General features: G+C 64.0%; 19 protein-coding genes. 10 read left to right on the top strand and 9 right to left on the bottom strand.

What is annotated here, in order from left to right; genetic code table 11:
* Positions 1 to 43 precede the first annotated feature (43 nt).
* Both C1737_RS06940 and C1737_RS06935 read left to right on the top strand, forming a co-directional pair.
* On the top strand, positions 44 to 541 hold the full coding sequence (locus tag C1737_RS06940; protein ID WP_102417562.1) for a hypothetical protein: 498 nt from the start codon (positions 44 to 46) through the stop codon (positions 539 to 541).
* Between the two features lie 571 nt (positions 542 to 1,112).
* Entirely contained in the window at positions 1,113 to 2,519 is a 1,407-nt protein-coding gene (locus C1737_RS06935; protein WP_102417561.1) for an MFS transporter, read from the top strand.
* A 54-nt stretch (positions 2,520 to 2,573) separates the two neighbouring features.
* On the opposite strand, the gene C1737_RS06930 is transcribed toward C1737_RS06935, so the two are convergent.
* A complete protein-coding gene (locus C1737_RS06930) occupies positions 2,574 to 2,921 on the bottom strand; it encodes a thioesterase family protein (protein ID WP_102417560.1) in 348 nt (115 codons plus the stop codon).
* A gap of 344 nt (positions 2,922 to 3,265) precedes the next feature.
* On the opposite strand from C1737_RS06930, the gene C1737_RS06925 reads away from it, so the two are divergent.
* Positions 3,266 to 3,496: a DUF6400 family protein gene (locus C1737_RS06925; RefSeq protein WP_067919722.1), complete on the top strand. Its 231-nt coding sequence runs from the start codon at positions 3,266 to 3,268 to the stop codon at positions 3,494 to 3,496.
* 211 nt (positions 3,497 to 3,707) lie between these two features.
* Here the strand turns inward: C1737_RS06925 and C1737_RS06915 are convergent, their stop codons facing one another.
* Positions 3,708 to 4,133 carry a DUF4189 domain-containing protein gene (locus tag C1737_RS06915; protein ID WP_102417558.1) on the bottom strand — a complete coding sequence of 142 codons (426 nt, stop codon included), beginning with the start codon at positions 4,131 to 4,133 and terminating at the stop codon, positions 3,708 to 3,710.
* A gap of 257 nt (positions 4,134 to 4,390) precedes the next feature.
* Here C1737_RS06915 and C1737_RS06910 point away from each other — a divergent pair, with 257 nt between their 5' ends.
* The gene (locus C1737_RS06910; protein WP_102417812.1) at positions 4,391 to 5,293 is read left to right on the top strand and encodes an alpha/beta fold hydrolase; all 903 of its coding nucleotides are present in this window, start codon (positions 4,391 to 4,393) and stop codon (positions 5,291 to 5,293) included.
* Positions 5,294 to 5,320: 27 nt separating this feature from the next.
* Here the strand turns inward: C1737_RS06910 and C1737_RS26845 are convergent, their stop codons facing one another.
* Both C1737_RS26845 and C1737_RS06905 read right to left on the bottom strand, forming a co-directional pair.
* Positions 5,321 to 5,476 carry a hypothetical protein gene (locus C1737_RS26845; RefSeq protein ID WP_197509110.1) on the bottom strand — a complete coding sequence of 52 codons (156 nt, stop codon included), beginning with the start codon at positions 5,474 to 5,476 and terminating at the stop codon, positions 5,321 to 5,323.
* Between the two features lie 14 nt (positions 5,477 to 5,490).
* Entirely contained in the window at positions 5,491 to 6,165 is a 675-nt protein-coding gene (locus tag C1737_RS06905) for a DUF2510 domain-containing protein (protein WP_102417557.1), read from the bottom strand.
* A 143-nt stretch (positions 6,166 to 6,308) separates the two neighbouring features.
* On the opposite strand from C1737_RS06905, the gene C1737_RS06900 reads away from it, so the two are divergent.
* From C1737_RS06900 to C1737_RS06885, 4 genes are all read left to right on the top strand, one after another.
* Positions 6,309 to 6,662 carry a hypothetical protein gene (locus tag C1737_RS06900; RefSeq protein WP_231980355.1) on the top strand — a complete coding sequence of 118 codons (354 nt, stop codon included), beginning with the start codon at positions 6,309 to 6,311 and terminating at the stop codon, positions 6,660 to 6,662.
* 83 nt (positions 6,663 to 6,745) lie between these two features.
* Positions 6,746 to 7,525, top strand: a complete 780-nt coding sequence (locus C1737_RS06895; RefSeq protein WP_102417556.1) for a cutinase family protein — start codon at positions 6,746 to 6,748, stop codon at positions 7,523 to 7,525.
* Between the two features lie 126 nt (positions 7,526 to 7,651).
* Positions 7,652 to 8,479, top strand: a complete 828-nt coding sequence (locus C1737_RS06890; protein WP_233214672.1) for an oxaloacetate decarboxylase — start codon at positions 7,652 to 7,654, stop codon at positions 8,477 to 8,479.
* A gap of 204 nt (positions 8,480 to 8,683) precedes the next feature.
* Positions 8,684 to 9,403 carry a sensor domain-containing protein gene (locus C1737_RS06885; RefSeq protein ID WP_158243955.1) on the top strand — a complete coding sequence of 240 codons (720 nt, stop codon included), beginning with the start codon at positions 8,684 to 8,686 and terminating at the stop codon, positions 9,401 to 9,403.
* Between the two features lie 549 nt (positions 9,404 to 9,952).
* Here the strand turns inward: C1737_RS06885 and C1737_RS06880 are convergent.
* The 3 genes from C1737_RS06880 to C1737_RS06870 form a co-directional block, all read right to left on the bottom strand.
* Positions 9,953 to 10,546 (bottom strand): sensor domain-containing protein, encoded by a 594-nt coding sequence (locus C1737_RS06880; RefSeq protein WP_158243954.1) that lies wholly within the window; start codon positions 10,544 to 10,546, stop codon positions 9,953 to 9,955.
* Positions 10,547 to 10,769: 223 nt separating this feature from the next.
* The gene (locus C1737_RS06875; protein WP_142393430.1) at positions 10,770 to 11,318 is read right to left on the bottom strand and encodes a hypothetical protein; all 549 of its coding nucleotides are present in this window, start codon (positions 11,316 to 11,318) and stop codon (positions 10,770 to 10,772) included.
* 128 nt (positions 11,319 to 11,446) lie between these two features.
* Positions 11,447 to 11,881 carry a DUF4383 domain-containing protein gene (locus C1737_RS06870; protein ID WP_067923991.1) on the bottom strand — a complete coding sequence of 145 codons (435 nt, stop codon included), beginning with the start codon at positions 11,879 to 11,881 and terminating at the stop codon, positions 11,447 to 11,449.
* A 520-nt stretch (positions 11,882 to 12,401) separates the two neighbouring features.
* Here C1737_RS06870 and C1737_RS06865 point away from each other — a divergent pair.
* Positions 12,402 to 13,124 carry a sensor domain-containing protein gene (locus C1737_RS06865; protein WP_158243953.1) on the top strand — a complete coding sequence of 241 codons (723 nt, stop codon included), beginning with the start codon at positions 12,402 to 12,404 and terminating at the stop codon, positions 13,122 to 13,124.
* Between the two features lie 69 nt (positions 13,125 to 13,193).
* Here the strand turns inward: C1737_RS06865 and C1737_RS06860 are convergent, their stop codons facing one another.
* Complete coding sequence (locus tag C1737_RS06860; RefSeq protein WP_102417551.1) at positions 13,194 to 14,750, bottom strand: succinic semialdehyde dehydrogenase; 1,557 nt, start codon at positions 14,748 to 14,750, stop codon at positions 13,194 to 13,196.
* Positions 14,751 to 14,842: 92 nt separating this feature from the next.
* Positions 14,843 to 15,634, bottom strand: coding sequence for a GAP family protein (locus tag C1737_RS06855; RefSeq protein WP_102417550.1), 792 nt, complete (start codon positions 15,632 to 15,634; stop codon positions 14,843 to 14,845).
* Between the two features lie 1,069 nt (positions 15,635 to 16,703).
* On the opposite strand from C1737_RS06855, the gene C1737_RS06850 reads away from it, so the two are divergent.
* Positions 16,704 to 16,925, top strand: a complete 222-nt coding sequence (locus tag C1737_RS06850) for an MbtH family protein (RefSeq protein ID WP_067916546.1) — start codon at positions 16,704 to 16,706, stop codon at positions 16,923 to 16,925.
* Positions 16,926 to 16,935: the final 10 nt, after the last annotated feature.

The following is a 16,935-nucleotide window of genomic DNA, read 5'->3' as shown; positions in this document are numbered from 1 at the left end:
CGTATCTTATGCCGCGCGCTGAAATGCGAGAGGGAGATTAGTTATGGCCGACGTAGTTGCCCACGCCGCCTCCGACGGCGAGGCGGGGCCTCGTTTCGCGCGATGGGGCGCCGCCATGCTGGTGGTCGTAGATGTCGTAGTTGCGGCCGGCGCTCCACTGTGGGATCAATACTTCACGAAATCTGACGCGGCGCTGCAGGTTGGCGCTGCGGTTATTGCGGTCGCCACCTTCCTGGGCGTTTGGCTTCTGCAGCGCCACGCGGGAGCGGGCCGTAGTGATAGGAACTCGATGCGCGATGGCATTGCTGCCGCCTTCGTTGTCACCTATCTCGTCATTGCCGGTTGGGCCGCGTTCTTGATCACCTCGGAGGGCAGACATTTGTCGGCGTTGGCCGAAAACGTGGTCCCAAACTTCACGGTACTGACCGGCATCGTCATTGGCGGTTACTTCGGAGCAGACGCCGTTAAACAGGTCACCCTGATAAATGCACAGCGCCGCGACCAGGCGAGCGAAGTCGGCCGAGATAGCTCATCCGCCTGACCTATCGAATGCACCAACTGCCGTTCAGCGGTGGATCCAACGCAACAAAACCGTGCAAACGCTCACCATGTGGTTCGCGGTGCCGCGAGTTCGCCGTGTGGACGGTCTCTGTGCCGGCATCGAGCGGCATTGTGGCCGGCGAGGCCCACCACCGCGCTGGACGGGCTGGGCTTTCCTCGCTCGACGACCATCATGGCGGCCGACGCTGCGCTCCGCCGTCGTCAACGATCGCGTGCCAACGTCAGCGTGACCCGCTTGCGGATCAAGGCCCATACGCGGGAAAGGCCGGCCGCTCGTGAAAGCAACCCTCATCGTCGCGTGCCTTCCTGACCGCCGACCGACCGTATGGAACGACTCGCTCGGGCTTCTACACGAACGTAACGCGTTGCTGATTAACAAGTTTGGCTTATGGAAAAAGAATTGTCTTGTATCAATGGCGATTTCACCTGGGTTGTTGCGCCTGATGGGCTGAATTGGTTGTCAACTCACAGCTACTCGTGCGTCATCTCGGAGCTTTCGTGCTTAGCGTCGTCGTCGGCCGCTTTGATCACGGAATTTTGGGGGACTGTCGATGACCCGGGCGCAACGCATTTCGAATTGGGATCCCGAGGATCTCGCGGCTTGGGAGGCCGGCAATAAGAAGGTCGCTCGGCGGAACCTGATCTGGTCTGTGTTCGCGATGCACGTCGGCTACTCGGTCTGGTCGATCTGGTCGGTGATGGTGTTGTTCATGCCCAGCTCTGTGTACGGCCTTTCGCCGGCCGACAAGCTTCTGCTGGGTGCCACCGCAACGCTCGTCGGTGGCTGTCTGCGCATCCCGTACGCGGCGGGGGTGGCCAAGTTCGGCGGGCGCAACTGGATGGTGTGCTCTTCGCTGGTGCTGTTGATCCCGACGGTTGGCACGATTCTGTTGCTGGCCAACCCCGGTCGGCCGCTATGGATGTATCTGGTGTGTGCGGCGCTAACTGGCATGGGCGGCGGCAATTTCTCCGCGGCGATCGCCAACGTCAACGTCTTCTACCCCCAGCGACTCAAAGGCGCGGCACTGGGCATTGCCGGTGGCGGTGGGAACATCGGGGTGCCGATGATCCAGGTCATAGGTCTGGTAGTGCTCGCGACCGCCGGCAACCGGCAGCCCTATTGGGTATGCGCGATCTATTTGGTGCTGTTGTCACTGGCCGCCCTCGGGTCGGCACTGTTCCTGGACAACGTGGAGCTGCCCCGCGGTGAGCACAAACCCATGCGGGCGGCTCTGGTGCAGCGTGACACCTGGATCCTGGCGATGCTCTACGTCGCGACCTACGGCTCATTCATCGGATTTTCGTTCGCCTTCGGCCAGGTGCTGCAAATGAACTACATGGCCACCGGGCAAGGTGCGCTGCAGGCGTCATTGCATGCCGCCCGCGTCGCCTTTCTCGGACCGCTGCTCGCGTCGCTGGCCCGAATGTACGGCGGCAGGCTCTCCGACCGCCTCGGCGGAGGCGCCGTCACCCTGGGAGCCCTGTTTGCCATGATCGCTGCCATCGGCGCGCTGATCGAGGTCAGCGCGCACGCCGACAGTCGCTCCGGGCCCTTGAGCGTGGCCGCCATGACCGGTTACATCGTCGGGTTTATGGCACTTTTCGTCCTGTGCGGGATCGGCAACGGAGCCGTGTACAAGATGATCCCGGCGGTCTTCGAATCACGCAGCCACTCCATGAACGGCGCCGAGGCCGAACGTCGCCACTGGGCCCGTGCGATGTCCGGCGCCGCGATCGGAATCGTCTCCGCGGTCGGCACGCTCGGCGGTGTATTGATCAATCTGGCGCTCCGACAGTCCTATCTGACCACCGGTTCAGAAACGACGGCGTTCTGCTTTTTCTTGTTGTGCTATCTCGTTGGGTCAGTGCTGACGTGGTGGGTCTACGTGCGGCGCCCGTCTGCTGAGGCGAAACCGGAATTGTGCGAATTGTCGCTTGCCGAAACCGGTGGTTCTTAACTGCCGCGCGCGGTCACGGTCACTGACGCGTCGCGCTGGTGCGCGGCATCTCGGTCACCGGCCGAGAAACTTTTCCCGGTCAACTATTACGCGATCGATTTCACCTCGGGCGACAACCTGTCCTGAATCGTCAATCGCCTCCACTTCGAACGTCAGACGTCGCCCGTCGACCGGCGATACCGGCTCGGCGGTGACCTCTACGGTGCCGCCTACGTGGGTCGCGCGCCGGTGCTCGATGCGCACCGCGGTGCCAACGGTCGTCTGGCCGGGACCGGTGAACGGCGCAGCGGCCTGCACTGTGGCCGCTTCCAGCCACGCAATGAGCCGTGGTGTCGCGAGCACGGGCACATCGCCGCTGCCGACCTGCTCGGCGGTGTCGGCGTCGGTCACTTGGTAGCGCATCACTACACGCTAACGCGCCCGGGAATATCCCTTAATCCCCGGCATCCAACCCGGGTGGCCATCTCGACGATTGTCCGGGCGAAGCGCGTAAACATCGGTGCGAGAACGGAACAACTCGAAGATTGCGCAGGCATGCCGTGATCTGGAACCGGTCGCAGCGCAACGGGACAGCGCGTCATCGCCGCAACGCGTATGTCGGGAACGCAGCGCCGTAACCGGTGAGCCGGCACTCGGTCGAATGTGACGAACGTCAACGGGCCATAGTGATGGCCGTCATAGCTTGATCAGCGTAAATGAGGTCATCCTAACCAATCGTTTGTTTATCTAACGGCTGGGAGAGCGTGATGGCCGACCTTGAGTTTGCTCATGACCTGACCCTCGACGAGGCGCGTCGACGCAGCGCAGTGCTCGACGCGATAGGTGACGACTGGGACCCCGTCGCCGTGCTCGCCGAGGAACAGAAGGCCTACGACATGCTGTACTCCGACCTGGACGCCGAGCAGCAGCGGATCTACGACCAGCTGGTCCGCGCTGGCGTCCTCCCCCCACGGACGGTGGATCGTGTTACCGATTGATCCGACCGCCGACCGTAGCTGCCGCGCATGGCTGCCCTGCCCGCGCTGCGACCACCGCGCGGAATGTGGCGATTGCCGAAGCACGCGAAACTGCGACACGCACTGGCAATACCTGCTCAGCAACAAGGGGACGCTGGTGCACCTGCAGTGCTCCGATTGCGGCCATCTCTGGTCGACAGATACCCATCGCCGCACCGCCTGAGCGGCGTCGCTATTGCGTGGCCACGAACGAGAAGTTGCGAGCAGTCGCGACGAGCTCCGGGTCAACGACGCAGCGAGTGCCATCGACATTTGCCTGCCCTGACACCACCTTGGCCGCCGCCGCGGCACCGGCGGCATTGCGGGTGGGACCCCAGCCGCCGACCAAGCCCTGACCGTTATCCGACAGGGCGACACAGCCACCCCGACCCTCGGCGAGAACGCGGCAGTCGCTTGCGCCGTGCCTCTCGGCGCAATGACTGACCGCGTACGCCTCGACGTCACTCAGACTGGCGGCGCCGCCGCCGACCGTCACTTCGACGGCATGGGTGGAATCTGAACCCGCGATCACGATGTAGCCGCCCTGGGCTTGTGCCGGTGCGGCCAGTCCGACAGCACAGGCGGCAAGGATCACTGCGGACGCGAGAGGCTTGAACACATACTTCCTTTCACAGCGCGCTCGGGCAGAAGTGGCGCGGTACTCCTACGGTGCTCGCTCCCCGGGAGATCGGCTCACCGCTTAACAAAGCCTTGACACGCGTGTAGCAAATCTTCACCTTTGTGGCCCGCGGCCTATGGGGCGTGATGCGGCGCCACTCACCAATGGGTTCCGCCGATGTTTTGCTCTGGTGCATTCCCGGCCGTAAACGAGGCACCGTCGGGCGAACGCCCGCATCGCGAAGGATGATGAGCGTCATGGACGCTGAACTGAAACGCTGGCTGGACTCCGGCGAGCACTTCGACTACCTAGGCTTCGACATCTTCTACCGCGTGGAGGGCAGCGGCCCTCCGCTGTTGCTGATCCACGGGTATCCCTTCAATTCGTTTGACTGGGCGCGGATCTGGCCCACGCTGTCGCAACGGTTCACCGTCATTGCACCGGACATGATCGGCATGGGATTCTCCGAAAAACCGCTGGCCTACCAGTACTCGGTGGGTGACCACGCCGACATGCACGAAGCTTTGCTGGCCCACCTGAACATCTCCAACGCACACATCCTGGCCCACGACATAGGTGATTCGGTGGGCCAGGAATTGTTGGCTCGTCATGTGTTCGGTCAGCAAAGCTATGGCGCGCTGCGCATCGACTCGATCACCTGGCTCAACGGCGGAATGTTCGTCGAGGCCTACAAACCCAGGACGGCGCAGAAGCTGATGTCCGGCACCCCGTTGGGCGACGTCTTCAGCCATGTACAGAACAGCCCGGTGTCCCGTCGGCTGCTCGAGCCGACACTGCGCGAGATGTTCGGCCCGAACACCAAGCCGACCCGGCACATGATGGAGGTCTTCAATCAGATCTTGGACTACAACGACGGCCGCCGGGTGCTGCACAAGGTCGGCCGGTTCATCAACGATCGCTATACACACCGAAACCGGTGGGTGCGAGCCATGCGACAGACCGCGGTTCCCATGCGGTTGATCGACGGGCCGGTCGACCCCAACTCCGGTGCCCACATGGCGCGCCGCTATGCGGAGGTGATCCCCGAGCCGGACGTCGTCATGCTCGGCGACGACATCGGGCACTGGCCACAAATTGAGGCGCCCGACGCGGTGTTGACCCACTTCCTCAACCACATCGACCGCATCGGCACCAGCTGACCGACCGGTCGTCCGGCCGGTGGCGGGCTAGCCGTGATGCGGCGGTCGCTCCTCGCGCAGCCGACCCTCGTCCGACGCCGAGCGCATCTGCTCCTCGTCACCGAACCGCTCCACGTCCTCAGGCGTGATGCGTACCCGCGACGGCTTCGGCGCGGCCGGTGGGTGCTGCGGTTCGGTGGGCACGACGCGATTATGACCTACTGCTGAAAAGCCGGTAGGACGGTGCCGGAGTCGCGAATCTCCCAGATGCTGGCTTTGGTGATGCCGTCGAAGTTGATCTTGTTCAACGTTGCTCGCGAATACGTGAGGTCGATGGCGACGTGAGTCGCGGTGTTGCCGTACGGGTCGGTCATCGGGAACGTGCCCTGCACGTTCACTGCGGACGCGTCAGGATAGGTCGCTCTCGCGTACCTGAGGATGTCGATGGTGTCCATCCGGGCGCCGTCTCTGATCATCTGCTCGGTGTAGTTGTCGCGAATGGCGAATCGTGCGTCGACCACGTCGCCGTTCGGTCCCGGGGCAGTGGTGAAGGTGACTCCGTCCGGCTTCTTGGGGGCGGGCGGTGTCGAGGGTGGCGCCGCGGTCGGTGCCGACGATTCCGCCGTGACCGAATTGTTCGACGTGGCGTCTTTCGTGTGGTCGAAAGCCCAGGTCTTGCCAACGATGGCGAGCAGAACCATCGCGCTCAGCGCCGCCAGGGCCAGGGCCGCCTTTCCTTGCGGGCCCTTCTTCGGCGGTTCGGTGGAGAAGGCATACTCGCTGGTCCAGTTGAGACCATCGAAGTACCGTTGCAGCCCGTGGCCGACCCCGGACGGGTCGGGGTACCAGCCCGGCGCCGATTTAGGCGGCGGCGGCGCCTGTTCAGGTGGCATCAACCCATTTTCGTCGCGAACCAGACATCCCGGCTACCCGCAGTGCTGACCGCTCGAAACGGATCCCGTCCGGTGCGCCGTCATGCCCTCACCCTTTCAGTGCTCGCGATGAACGTGAGGTGGCTTTGGCGTGACGGTTGGGCGTGACGCCGGGCATTCGACGCGCCGGGGCGTCCGGTAACCGCTATGAAATTACGGTGAGCAACCACCACGTGAACCTGACCCAGCAGGAAAGCTCGTTGATCGGCGAGAGTCATCCCGAGGCGCTCGCTCGCATGGACGAGCAGTCGCTGAAGCAATTACAGAGCCGGCTCAGGCAAGCGCGCGAGAAGAACTTCAGCCTGTTGCGGCGTCAGGGCGCGGCTCGGGTGGAGGCCGAAGGCGCCCGCGGCTCCGCCCAGCCGGCCAACGAAAAGCGTGGCGAAAAGGTGGAAATCTTCGACGAGGCACTGGCTCGGGTGGGCGAGCGCCTCGGCGCCATCGGCGGCGATCAGTAGCAAACACGGAGCGACGGTCGATGCCGTCGTAAAATCACGAAAATTCGTGGTTTAGTAATGGCATGTGTTGGGCACACAGCGCCATGACCGCGCATCGTCATGTCCTCCTTTTCCTTGCTCCCGCGGTCGTCGGGGTGTCGGGCGTCAGCGCCTCGGTCTTCACTTCCACGATCCCGTTTGCCTCTGCCGCTCCGTGTCCGGACGTCCAGGTGGTGTTCGCCCGCGGCACCGATGACCCGCCGGGCCTTGGTCCGACCGGACAGGCGTTCATCGATTCCCTGCGGCCTCGCGTCGGCGCAAAATCGCTCGACGTATATCCGGTCGACTACCCCGCCACCCACGACTGGACGAACGCGGGCGAGGCGGGCGTCAGGGACGCGGGCGCTCATGTCGTTTCAATGGCGCACGACTGCCCCAATACCAAGATGGTGCTCGCCGGCTATTCCCAGGGTGCGGCCGTGATGGGCTTCGTCACCTCAGCTGCCGTACCGGCCGGGATCGATCCGGCGAGCGTGCCCAAACCGATGGATCCTGAGGTGGCCAACCACGTCTCGTCTGTCGTGCTCTTCGCATTGCCGAGTGACAAGGCGATGAACTTCTTTGGCGAGCCGCCGGTCGTCATCGGTCCGCTCTATCAGCCGAAGACCCTTCAGGTATGCGCCTCCGGGGACCCGATCTGCTCCGACGGGATGAATTTCGCCGCCCATGACACGTACTCGAGCAACACGGCAGCGATCGATCAGGGCGCGGCGTTCGCGGCCAGTCGTCTTGGTGGAGATTCCGGCGGGCCGGCGGGTGCCGGTCCGGGAGAGCCGACGACGACCGTCGGGTTCCCGTCTCCAAACGGAGGCTCTGCCGGTTAATCGGAGCTTGGCAACACCGCACGACCACGTGTCGTTCGAAAGCGTAGTAGCGCAAGGCATTTCGCATCGCGGATCGATCCGACGGCGACATGGCGAGCTGTTGGGCGGTGCGAGCATAATCGGTTTGTGGACTCAGACGGCGGTATCGGAGCACAGTTTCGCCGGCTACATCAAGAGGGGTGCTTTCTCATCCCGAACCCGTGGGACGCGGGATCCGCGATCGCTCTCGCAAATCTCGGCTTCCCGGCGCTGGCCACCACGAGCGCCGGGCTGTGCTTCGCGCGCGGTCTGCCGGACACGGTGACCGCGCTCTCCGTCGACGCGGCGCTGCAGAACATCGCCGAAATAGTCGCCGCGGTCAGCGTGCCCGTCAACGCGGACTTCCAGGCCGGCTATGCCGGCGGCGCCGACGACCTCGCGCGGAATGTGGCGCGCTGCGTGGACACCGGCGTGGCCGGGCTCTCCATCGAAGACGGCACGGGGATCGCCGAAGCGCCGCTCTTCGAGCTGGCCGAGGCCACCGATCGCGTCCGCGCCGCACGTTCGGCGATCGACGGCTCGGGGACCGACGTCGTGTTGACCGGCCGCGCCGAATGCTTCCTTTACGGCCACCCCGAGCCGCTCGCCGAGGCCATCACGCGGCTACAGGCTTACGCCGAGGCGGGAGCCGAGGTGCTGTTCGCTCCGGGGGTCCGTACCAAAGCGGACATCGCCACTCTCGTCGACGCCGTGCGGCCGTATCCGGTCAACGTACTGATGTCGGCGAACACTGGGATTACGGTGGCCGACCTCGCACAGCTGGGGGTGCGGCGGATCAGCGTCGGCTCGGCCTTCAGCCGGGTCGCGTGGGGTGCTTTCTTAGGCGCCGCGCGGAAATTGAAGGACGACGGGTCATTCGAGGGACTCGCCGGTGCCGCGAGCTTCGACGAGCTGAATGCGTTGTTCACCAAGTAGTGCGGTGCGATGCGCTAATTCATGACCGGCTGCTGGATGGCGGACGGCTCATCCAGTGCGCTATGCGGATCCGAGACGCGCGATCGTCGACTCGAGACAGACGCCAAGCAGCAAGCAAGTTGGGGAAATCGATCCGCGTTTCTCGCACTGCTCCTATTCTTCGACCAACAGATACGGATCTCGCCCTTTTGGCAAGGAGACGAAATGAGGATTCGTTTCATTGTTTCGGCGCTCGGGGCTGTAGTGGTCGCGTTGGCGGTTGGGTGCGGCGGCGGGCAGGGCGGCGGCCACAGCGCCACTTCGGTGGCACCCTCGCCGACACCCACAGTCGGGCCGACGCTGGCGCTCAATCGCATCGACGAGCTGCTCGTGCCGCCGGAAGTGGTCAGCGACATCGTCGGCTCCAAACTCAACTGGACGGGCACACCCCCGCCTGGCTGGACCAGGCCTCCATCACCCCCTGTCATCGACGAGGGCAACCCCGACTGTGCGGCGCTGTTCGGGCTGGACACCAACACGGTTGGCGTGGCCTACACCGCATGGCGAAGCAACCAATACAGGGAGGAAAAGGACACATCAGGTCATGCGGTCTATCTGGCTGTTGCGACGGTAGCCGACGCGAAAACAGCGACTCAGTTGCTCGACAATGCGCTCGCGAAGGCCGTAAATTCGTGCGACAACGCCGTTTTGCACCGCAAAGACGACATATCGAAATGGAGATTCCAAAAGACCGACGCCGCCGGCAAGGATCTGACGTGGACGGCGACGGAACTGCAGGACGGGAAGCCCACCGGGTGGATCTGCCCCAACCAGGCACGCGCAAAGAACAATGTGATCCTCACCGCGCAGGTATGCCAATACGGCAACGGCGCTCCGGCCACCGCGACAATTCTGGACAAGATGTCGGAGAAGATACCCGGATAGACCCGGGAGAACCACAATACTTTGTGCAAGGTCCTGGAGGAGTACCATCACAGTAATGCTGAGGTTTTGAGAACGGTACCTCGTTGCCTATTTAGGACCTCGTCCCTTATCGGTTCAGCTCGATTGGAATCTCACTCATGGCGAAATTGACACGTTTGGCCGCGGGAGCAGCAATCGCCGGCGCGCTCACCGCGGTATCCGGCGGCCTGGGCGACACGGTGGCGCGCTCCGATCCGTCTCTTCCTTGTCCGCAGGTCGCGCGTTGCGACCCCGGCTGGGGCGGAGAACCGCTGGCCACCCCCGATGCTCCCGCAGCTGTCGGCTCGCCCTCGGGCAGCCAACCGATGGTCACCCCCGCTAGCCCCGAAGCCGTCAGCGTCCTCTCGGGTAGCCAACCGCTGAGCACCCCGGATAGCCCCGGAGTCGTCCGCGGTTTTTCGGGTAGCCAACCGCTGAGCACCCCGGATAGCCAGCATCGCGCACAAGCCCCGAAGCCGTAACGCCGCGCACATTGTGCGGCCCCGGGCCGGGCAGGAGTCGTGAAAAGCTCTATCCCGGTATCTTCGCCGAGATTTTGTCGAGGATCGCCGTTGCGGCCGGAGCGCCGTTGCCCCATTGGCACACCTGCGCATAGATGACCACATTGTTCTTTGCCCGCGCCTCGCTGGCGCAGACCCAGCCGGTGATCTGGCCGTCTTCCAGTTCTGTTCCCGTCCACCGCACTCCCGTATCGGTCGCGTCGGTCTTCTGGAATCTCCATCGGTATTTGCCGCTCAGGTGGATGACGGCATTGCTGCAGGAATCAAGACGCTTGGCAAAAGCGTTGCCAAGCAACACCGTTGCCGCTTTGGGATCGGCGACCGTCGCAACGGCTTGACGGACCGCGTGATCGTAAGTGTCCTTGTCCTCTTTGTAGAGATTGCTCCGCCATGCGGTGTAAGCCACCCCCACCGAGTACGTGTCCGGCGCGATCAGCGGCTCGCACTGCGGGTTACCCTCGTCGACGAAGGCGGCCACTGGCGGGGAGGTCGCGCCGGGCGGAGGTTTGGACGCCCAGTTGAGTTTCGCACCGACGATCTCGCTAATCAGGTCCGGCGCCAAGATCAGCGAGTCGACGGCATCGGGCGCCAGGGTGGGGGCCACTGTGGTTGTCACCGTAGGCGGCGCCGGCGTTGTGCTGTGGCCGCCACCCTGCCCGCCGCCACACCCAACCGCTAACGCCACGACACCCGCCCCGAGTGCCGAAACAATGAAACGACTCCTCATTTCGTCTCCTCGCAGAAGGGGCGAAGTCGGTAACTGGTTGATCGAAGCGGTATGAGCAGCGCTGGCGGGGCGATAACGATTGCCGCCCGCTCGAAGTCGCCTACAGGCAGGACCCGGCCGAACTGAGCGGCAGGTCCGCGATGGAGATCGTGGGCTCTTTGATGACCTTGCTTTCGGGATTGCTCACGTCGACATTCAATGCCCTGTTGCCGTCGGACCACCGCCATTCCGTCAAGTTCTCGTTGTGCCACGGAGGGGGGATCAGGGCAGGATCAGGAGCGACGCGGCCATGGCATGGCCGAAGCTTGCCCTTATACCATCCGTTCGGGGATAGGTTCTGGGACAACTGCTTTCCGACGAAGTCCACGGCGACGTCGTAGGGCACCGTGTAGGAGTAGAACTCCTGTGTTATCGGTTGCCCGGCCTTGTCGACATTGTTGAGTGTCTTCGTGAGAACCGATCCGGGTGGCAAATCGATGTCGGCCGCCGCGGAATGCGGACCGGGCGGGACGGTCGTGGTCGGCGGCGTGGTTGACGACGTTGGCGTGGTGGTCTGCGTAGTCGTTGGTGAGCCGGTTGTTTGCGACGGCGGTGGCGGTGCGCGATGGGTGCATGCAGTGTTCGCCAGCACCGCTGTGATGGCGAGCAAGCCCCCAACCTTGCAGGTAATGAGGTGTGTCATAAGTGGGAGCTTTGAATATGTACGGCATAGCGGCTAGGGACCTACGTCACTCGTAGACGGGCGGAAGTCCACAGTGCTCGCCGTATCCCGTATGGCTAACGCGCTTTCCGGAGATCGGCGAGCGAGTTTCGCAGCCCGCCGTCCATCCCGATCTGCACTCCCGCCACCGCGACCATCACCGTGGCGGTCACCAAATGCACGATTCCGTCGGTGACGTTGTTGGGAAAGGTAAAGACGAAGGCGACCTGATGCGAGAAAAACGCCCAAATGCCCGGCAGCGCACCGGCTATCGCGGCGAGGAGCAGATATAGCACGGCCCACGACTTGCGCACGGCGAACACCAGGCCCGGAGCGAAGAGGGCGAGACCGGCGACGGCGTGCCAGCCGTTGTAGTCCATTCCGAGCAATTGCACGGTTGGCGCCCCCGGCCCGGTCGCGAAGCTCGGATTCATGATGAAGCCGATCACCGCCTGCGCGACATGGAAAGCGCAAATGATCAGCAGCCCGATCTGGGCGAAACTCCACCTCACGTTGCACCCCCTTGTGCACGGTGGGATAGCCCGAATACTACGCGCGGTAGTAGACCAGGGTCAACGGTGCGGCGCATCGGCCGACCGAGAAATCGGCGTCAGTTCCGCTCCCGGACGAGCGCGCCCGCATCGTGACGCCACTCGAGCTGTTGTCGACCTGACCTTGGCACCGGGTCAGGTCTGAATGCCGCGGCCTACTTCCTCGATCACCGCTCCCAGCTCGACTCGGCGCAGACGGTGCTGGCGGTGGGGATGCCGGTAGGCGCCTACATCGTCGGGATCTTCGCGTTGTACGCATACCTGGTCCGTAACAATGGGTGGCGACGTTCGATCGTCGGTAACGGGAAGAGCTGCGAAGCCGTGGAGTGTTGCAGGTCCTTCCAAGGATGCCGGCCACGACGATCGCGAACTGGTGACGGCGGCCAGCAAGTTGATGGAAAGTCGATCCGCGCTGCCAGCCGGGCTCATATTCTTTCAGCAAACAAGATTTGGCTTTCGCCCCTTTCAGCAAGGAGACGAAATGAGGATTCGTTTCATCGTTTCGGCACTCGGGGCTGGAGTGGTCGCGTTGGCGGTTGCGTGTGGCGGTGGTCAGGGGGGAGGCCACGGCACCACGCCGGGCGTGCCCACGTCGACGTCTACAGTGGCGCCCACGCTGGCACTGAATCGCATCGATGAGCTGATCTTGGCGCCGGACGTGGTTAGCGATATCGTCGGGGCGAAACTCAACTGGGCTTTTCAGCCTCCTCCGGGCGCGACCAGGCCTCAGCCTCCCATCGCGATCGATGAGGGTAATCCCGAATGCGTCGCGTTGTTTGGGCCGGCCGCCGATACGGTTGGCGTGGTGTATACCGCATGGCGGAGCAATCAATACAGGGACAACGACAAGGACACTTTCGAGCATGCGGTCTACCAGGCTGTTGCGACGGTTCCCGACTCGAAAGCAGCGGCCCAATTGCTCGACACCGCGTTTATCAAGCCCGTGAATTCCTGCAACAATGCAGTGCTCCACCGGAAAGACGACAAAGCGCAATGGCGATATCAAAAGTCTGACACCACCGGCACGGATGCGCGGTGGACGGCGACACAACTGCAGGACGGCCGGGTCGTCGGCTGGGTCTGCGCCAATGAGGCCCGGGCGAAGAATAACGTGGTCGTATATGTGCAGGTGTGCCAGTACGGCAATGGCGCCCCGGCCGCGACCACAATCGTGGACAAGATCTCGGAGAAGGTACCCGGATAGACCCGGCAGGGTCTCGAGGAGTCGTGCAGGTGTTTGGGCTGAAGTCTTAGGGTTGCGCAGGTCCCGTCGTCAGTTCCGCCCGGGCAGTTTCATCACCGTGCGCACGATGGGCAGTAGCGACTTCTGCCAGAGGGTCGCCGGAATACCAAGGGGCGGATCGAGATTGAACACGCGGGCCGTCGCGATCGTCTGTGACTCGGTGTACTTCAGCAGACCCTCGGGCCCGTGCCGGCGACCGACGCCGGACTGGCCCATCCCGCCCATCGGCGCGCTCAGGCTGCCCCACGCGAACGCGTAGCCCTCGTTGACGTTCACGGTCCCCGACCGCAACCGCGCGGCGATCTGCTCGCCCTCCGCGGAGGAGCCGGCCCACACGCTGGCGTTGAGCCCGTACTCGGTGTCGTTGGCCTTCTCGACGGCTTCCTCCACGCCGGCGACAGGGTAGATCGAGACGACCGGCCCGAACGTCTCGTTGGCCGCGCACTCCATCTCCGGCGTGACGTCGGTCAGCACCGTGGGCTCATAGAACAGCGGCCCGATGTCGGGTCGCGCCTTGCCGCCCGCAATCACCGTGGCGCCCTTGGCTTTCGCGTCGTCGACGTGGTCGGTGACCGTGTCCAGCTGGCCCGCGGAGATCAGGCTGCCCATCTCGACGGTGAAGTCATAGGCGGTGCCCAGCTTCATATTCCGCACCGCGGCACCGAACTTGCCGATGAACTCGTCGGCGATGTCCTTGTCGACGTAGATCCGCTCGATGGAGATACACAGCTGGCCCGCGTTGGAGAAGCACGCGCGGGTGGCGGCCTTGGCCGCCTTGTCCAGGTTGGCGCCCCGCGTGACGATCATCGCGTTCTTGCCGCCAAGTTCGGCCGAGAAACCGATCAGTCGGCGGCCGCAATGCTCTGCGAGCTGTCTACCCGTGGCGGTCGAGCCGGTGAACATCAAGTAGTCGCAGTTGTCGATGATGGCGGTGCCGACCACCGAGCCCGGTCCGGGCACGATCGCGTACAACGCCCGCGGCAGACCGGCCCGGTACAACAGCTCGGCACACGCCAGCGCGCAGTACGGCGTCTGGCTGTCCGGCTTGAGCACCACCGCGTTGCCGGCCAGCAGCGCCGGCACGGAGTCGGACGCCGTCAGCGTCATCGGGTAGTTCCACGGTGAAATCACCCCGACCACGCCCTTGGGCTGGTAACCGACCGTGGTCTTGCCGATCCCCGGCAGCAGCGACTGCACCGTGCGAGGCTTCAGCAGGTCCGCCGCCACGCGCGCGTAGTAATTCGCGTTCGCCATCAGGTCGACGATTTCCTCCTGCGCGGCCCATCGGGCCTTGCCCGCCTCGGCTTGCAGGAGGTCCATCAGGAACTCGCGGTTGTCCACGACGAGGTCGCGATAGCGGCCGATCACCTCGATCCGCTCGGTCACCGGCCGCTTCGCCCACTCGACCTGGGCCGCGCGCGCCTCGGCGAACGCCGCCGCGACGTCTTCGGCCGTGCCGATGGGTATCGTGGCCAGCGGTCTGCCGGTGAAGACCTCGTCGATCGTCTTGGTCTCGCGGGCGGTGACGTCTTTGATCGCGGCCAGCTGACGCAAACGGTCGAAGACTTCGGCTGACGGTGCAGGCATATCGCTTCCTCTCGCAGAAGCACGGGCGGTCAGAACACCAGGCTATGCCGTGCGGTGTCGGGCGGACCAGAAAGCTCAGCCCGGCGGATGGCTCAGAGGATGTGCATGCCCTGGGCCAACTGGGTCACCCCGACCACCGTGAAGACGGTCACCAGGATCTGCCGGTGGTACGCCCGCACCCAGTCGTGCAGCTGCCGCAATACCGCGTGGGTTCGGGCCGGTGCGGCCACATAGCCCACCAAGATCATCTCGACGACGGAATACATCAGCAGGACGAACGCGATCGAGGCGCTGACCTGCGTGGCGACCGCAGCCCTCGACGCCACGATGATGGCGAGGATGAAGAGCACCCCGTCGACCGGAACCGATGCCAGCCCGATGACCCACGCGATCCACAACGACCCCTTCTCCCACGCGCGGTGGGCGCGGTGGAGCAGGCGCCGGATTCCGGAACGGTCCTCGGGGGAAAGGTCCTGTGCGCGGCTGAGGAATCGTGGAACGGCGATCGGCGCCCCCGGAGCCGGCGTCGGCGTCGGGTTCCCGTCGCTCGATGCGTGCGCCTGCGCGCGCCGACGCGTCGAGAAGCGCACCGCCATCAGCGCGGCGATCGACAACCCGAGCACGCCCAGCCCGATTTGGATGTGGGGGAGGGTGGAGCTCGCGGCCGGGCCGGCCGAGCCGTGCCGGAATGTGCCGAACGCGGAGGTGAAGTTCAGCAGCATCAGCGGGGCGAGCAGCTCGGGCACACACACGGTCAGGCCACCGACCCAGTAGGCGAGCAGGTTCGGTCCGGGGCGCGGCCGGGAGATCATCAGGAGGGCGAGGCCCAGGCGCACCGGATTGAGCGCCGCCAGAATTCCCAGCCCCAGCACTGACCCCCACATTGGCGCAGCTCTACCCGCGCCCCGGGGTGCCTAAACACCGGCACCAGCCAATTGCGCCCGGGATCATGAATGCAAAACTGTGGGCTGCCGGGTTGGCTCGGCGACACCGAACTTCGCACTCGCGCAATGCGGTTCGCGAATCACTCTCGGCTCGGTAAGCAGATGAACGCCCCGCTATACGCGCGTGAACGCCACCGCAGCAACCGTCGTGAGATCAATCACAAGAATGCCGGTGCGGCTGCGCCTGTCCGCCCGTCTGCAGCTAAGCGCTGCGCCGGCTGGCATCGTGCGCAGCCGCCACAGGCCTCTGCTGTAGCAAGCTCCCGTTGTGGTTACGCCCCTCAAAGCATCGTGGCTTTCGGGCAAGGCCGACAAACCGCGCCCGCTTGTCGCGATCAGGAATTACGATGCACGAATGTCGGGCCTTCCTCCCGCCATGTCGCGGCTGAAAGCTTGCTGCCCTGGGGTGAACCGGAACGTGACCGCAAAAGGTGTGCGGTCGTTCCGGCAATGTGTCCACGGCATGACAGCAAACCGCGGCCATTGCGTTCGGAGGGCGCCGGAATCGCGCGGCCACCTCTCCGTGTCCGATGATGACGAAGCTGGCGGGGACAAAGTTTTGTTCTTGCTGGATGACGCGACACGCGTCGAACAAACCGGGGGTGCGAATCTCTTATGCAAGAACGAAATTCATAGGTTTGACGGCGGGTGTCGGCGGGTAACCGGCGAGCCGTGGAGCGCGACGTCCAAAGTCGTAGTGCCAGCATGTTAGTGGTCCGCTGTAGCACCGACGGAAAGCCCCCGCGGAGAAGCTTCCGCGATTTTGGGGTTACTGTTGATGTTGCGGACGGTATTGCGATTCGGGCCGGGGAAGAACTGGGGCCCGAACTGCAGCCAGTCACATCACGACGGGGATTTCCGCAATCAAGCCCACCGGCACCGGCTTCGTGCCCGCGGGCAGATCGGCACACTGGTCGAAAGTAACGGCCAATCCTGAAGCGCGGCACATAGTTTTGTGCTGCGCGCGGGACCGTCATGCAATTTTCACCTTGGCAGAGGAGGTCGTCCGTTGCAGAGCAATCCCTTTGATGACGACAGTGGCAAATTTTTCGTCCTGGTCAATAATGAGGAACAGCACAGCCTTTGGCCGGTCTTCACGGATGTCCCGGCCGGCTGGCGGGTGGTGTACGGAGAGGCCGACCGGGCCGCCTGCCTCGACTACATCGAACAGAATTGGCCGGACATCCGTCCGAAAAGCCTGCGTGACAGGCTGTCCGCTCCTGGTTTGTGATGCGTAGACA

This window comes from Mycobacterium sp. 4858 (assembly GCF_900240975.1).
Lineage (GTDB): Bacteria > Actinomycetota > Actinomycetes > Mycobacteriales > Mycobacteriaceae > Mycobacterium.
The sequence above is the reverse complement of the archived record's forward strand: the minus strand, read 5'-3'. Positions and strand labels throughout refer to the sequence as shown.

Excerpts from the sequence above, each read along its gene's own strand:
- C1737_RS06940 (WP_102417562.1), top strand. The coding sequence starts at position 44 with ATGGCCGACGTAGTTGCCCACGCCGCCTCCGACGGCGAGGCGGGGCCT.
- C1737_RS06935 (WP_102417561.1), top strand. The coding sequence starts at position 1,113 with ATGACCCGGGCGCAACGCATTTCGAATTGGGATCCCGAGGATCTCGCG.
- C1737_RS06930 (WP_102417560.1), bottom strand. The coding sequence starts at position 2,921 with ATGCGCTACCAAGTGACCGACGCCGACACCGCCGAGCAGGTCGGCAGC.
- C1737_RS06925 (WP_067919722.1), top strand. The coding sequence starts at position 3,266 with ATGGCCGACCTTGAGTTTGCTCATGACCTGACCCTCGACGAGGCGCGT.
- C1737_RS06910 (WP_102417812.1), top strand. The coding sequence starts at position 4,391 with ATGGACGCTGAACTGAAACGCTGGCTGGACTCCGGCGAGCACTTCGAC.
- C1737_RS06905 (WP_102417557.1), bottom strand. The coding sequence starts at position 6,165 with ATGCCACCTGAACAGGCGCCGCCGCCGCCTAAATCGGCGCCGGGCTGG.
- C1737_RS06895 (WP_102417556.1), top strand. The coding sequence starts at position 6,746 with ATGACCGCGCATCGTCATGTCCTCCTTTTCCTTGCTCCCGCGGTCGTC.
- C1737_RS06885 (WP_158243955.1), top strand. The coding sequence starts at position 8,684 with ATGAGGATTCGTTTCATTGTTTCGGCGCTCGGGGCTGTAGTGGTCGCG.
- C1737_RS06865 (WP_158243953.1), top strand. The coding sequence starts at position 12,402 with ATGAGGATTCGTTTCATCGTTTCGGCACTCGGGGCTGGAGTGGTCGCG.
- C1737_RS06860 (WP_102417551.1), bottom strand. The coding sequence starts at position 14,750 with ATGCCTGCACCGTCAGCCGAAGTCTTCGACCGTTTGCGTCAGCTGGCC.
- C1737_RS06855 (WP_102417550.1), bottom strand. The coding sequence starts at position 15,634 with ATGTGGGGGTCAGTGCTGGGGCTGGGAATTCTGGCGGCGCTCAATCCG.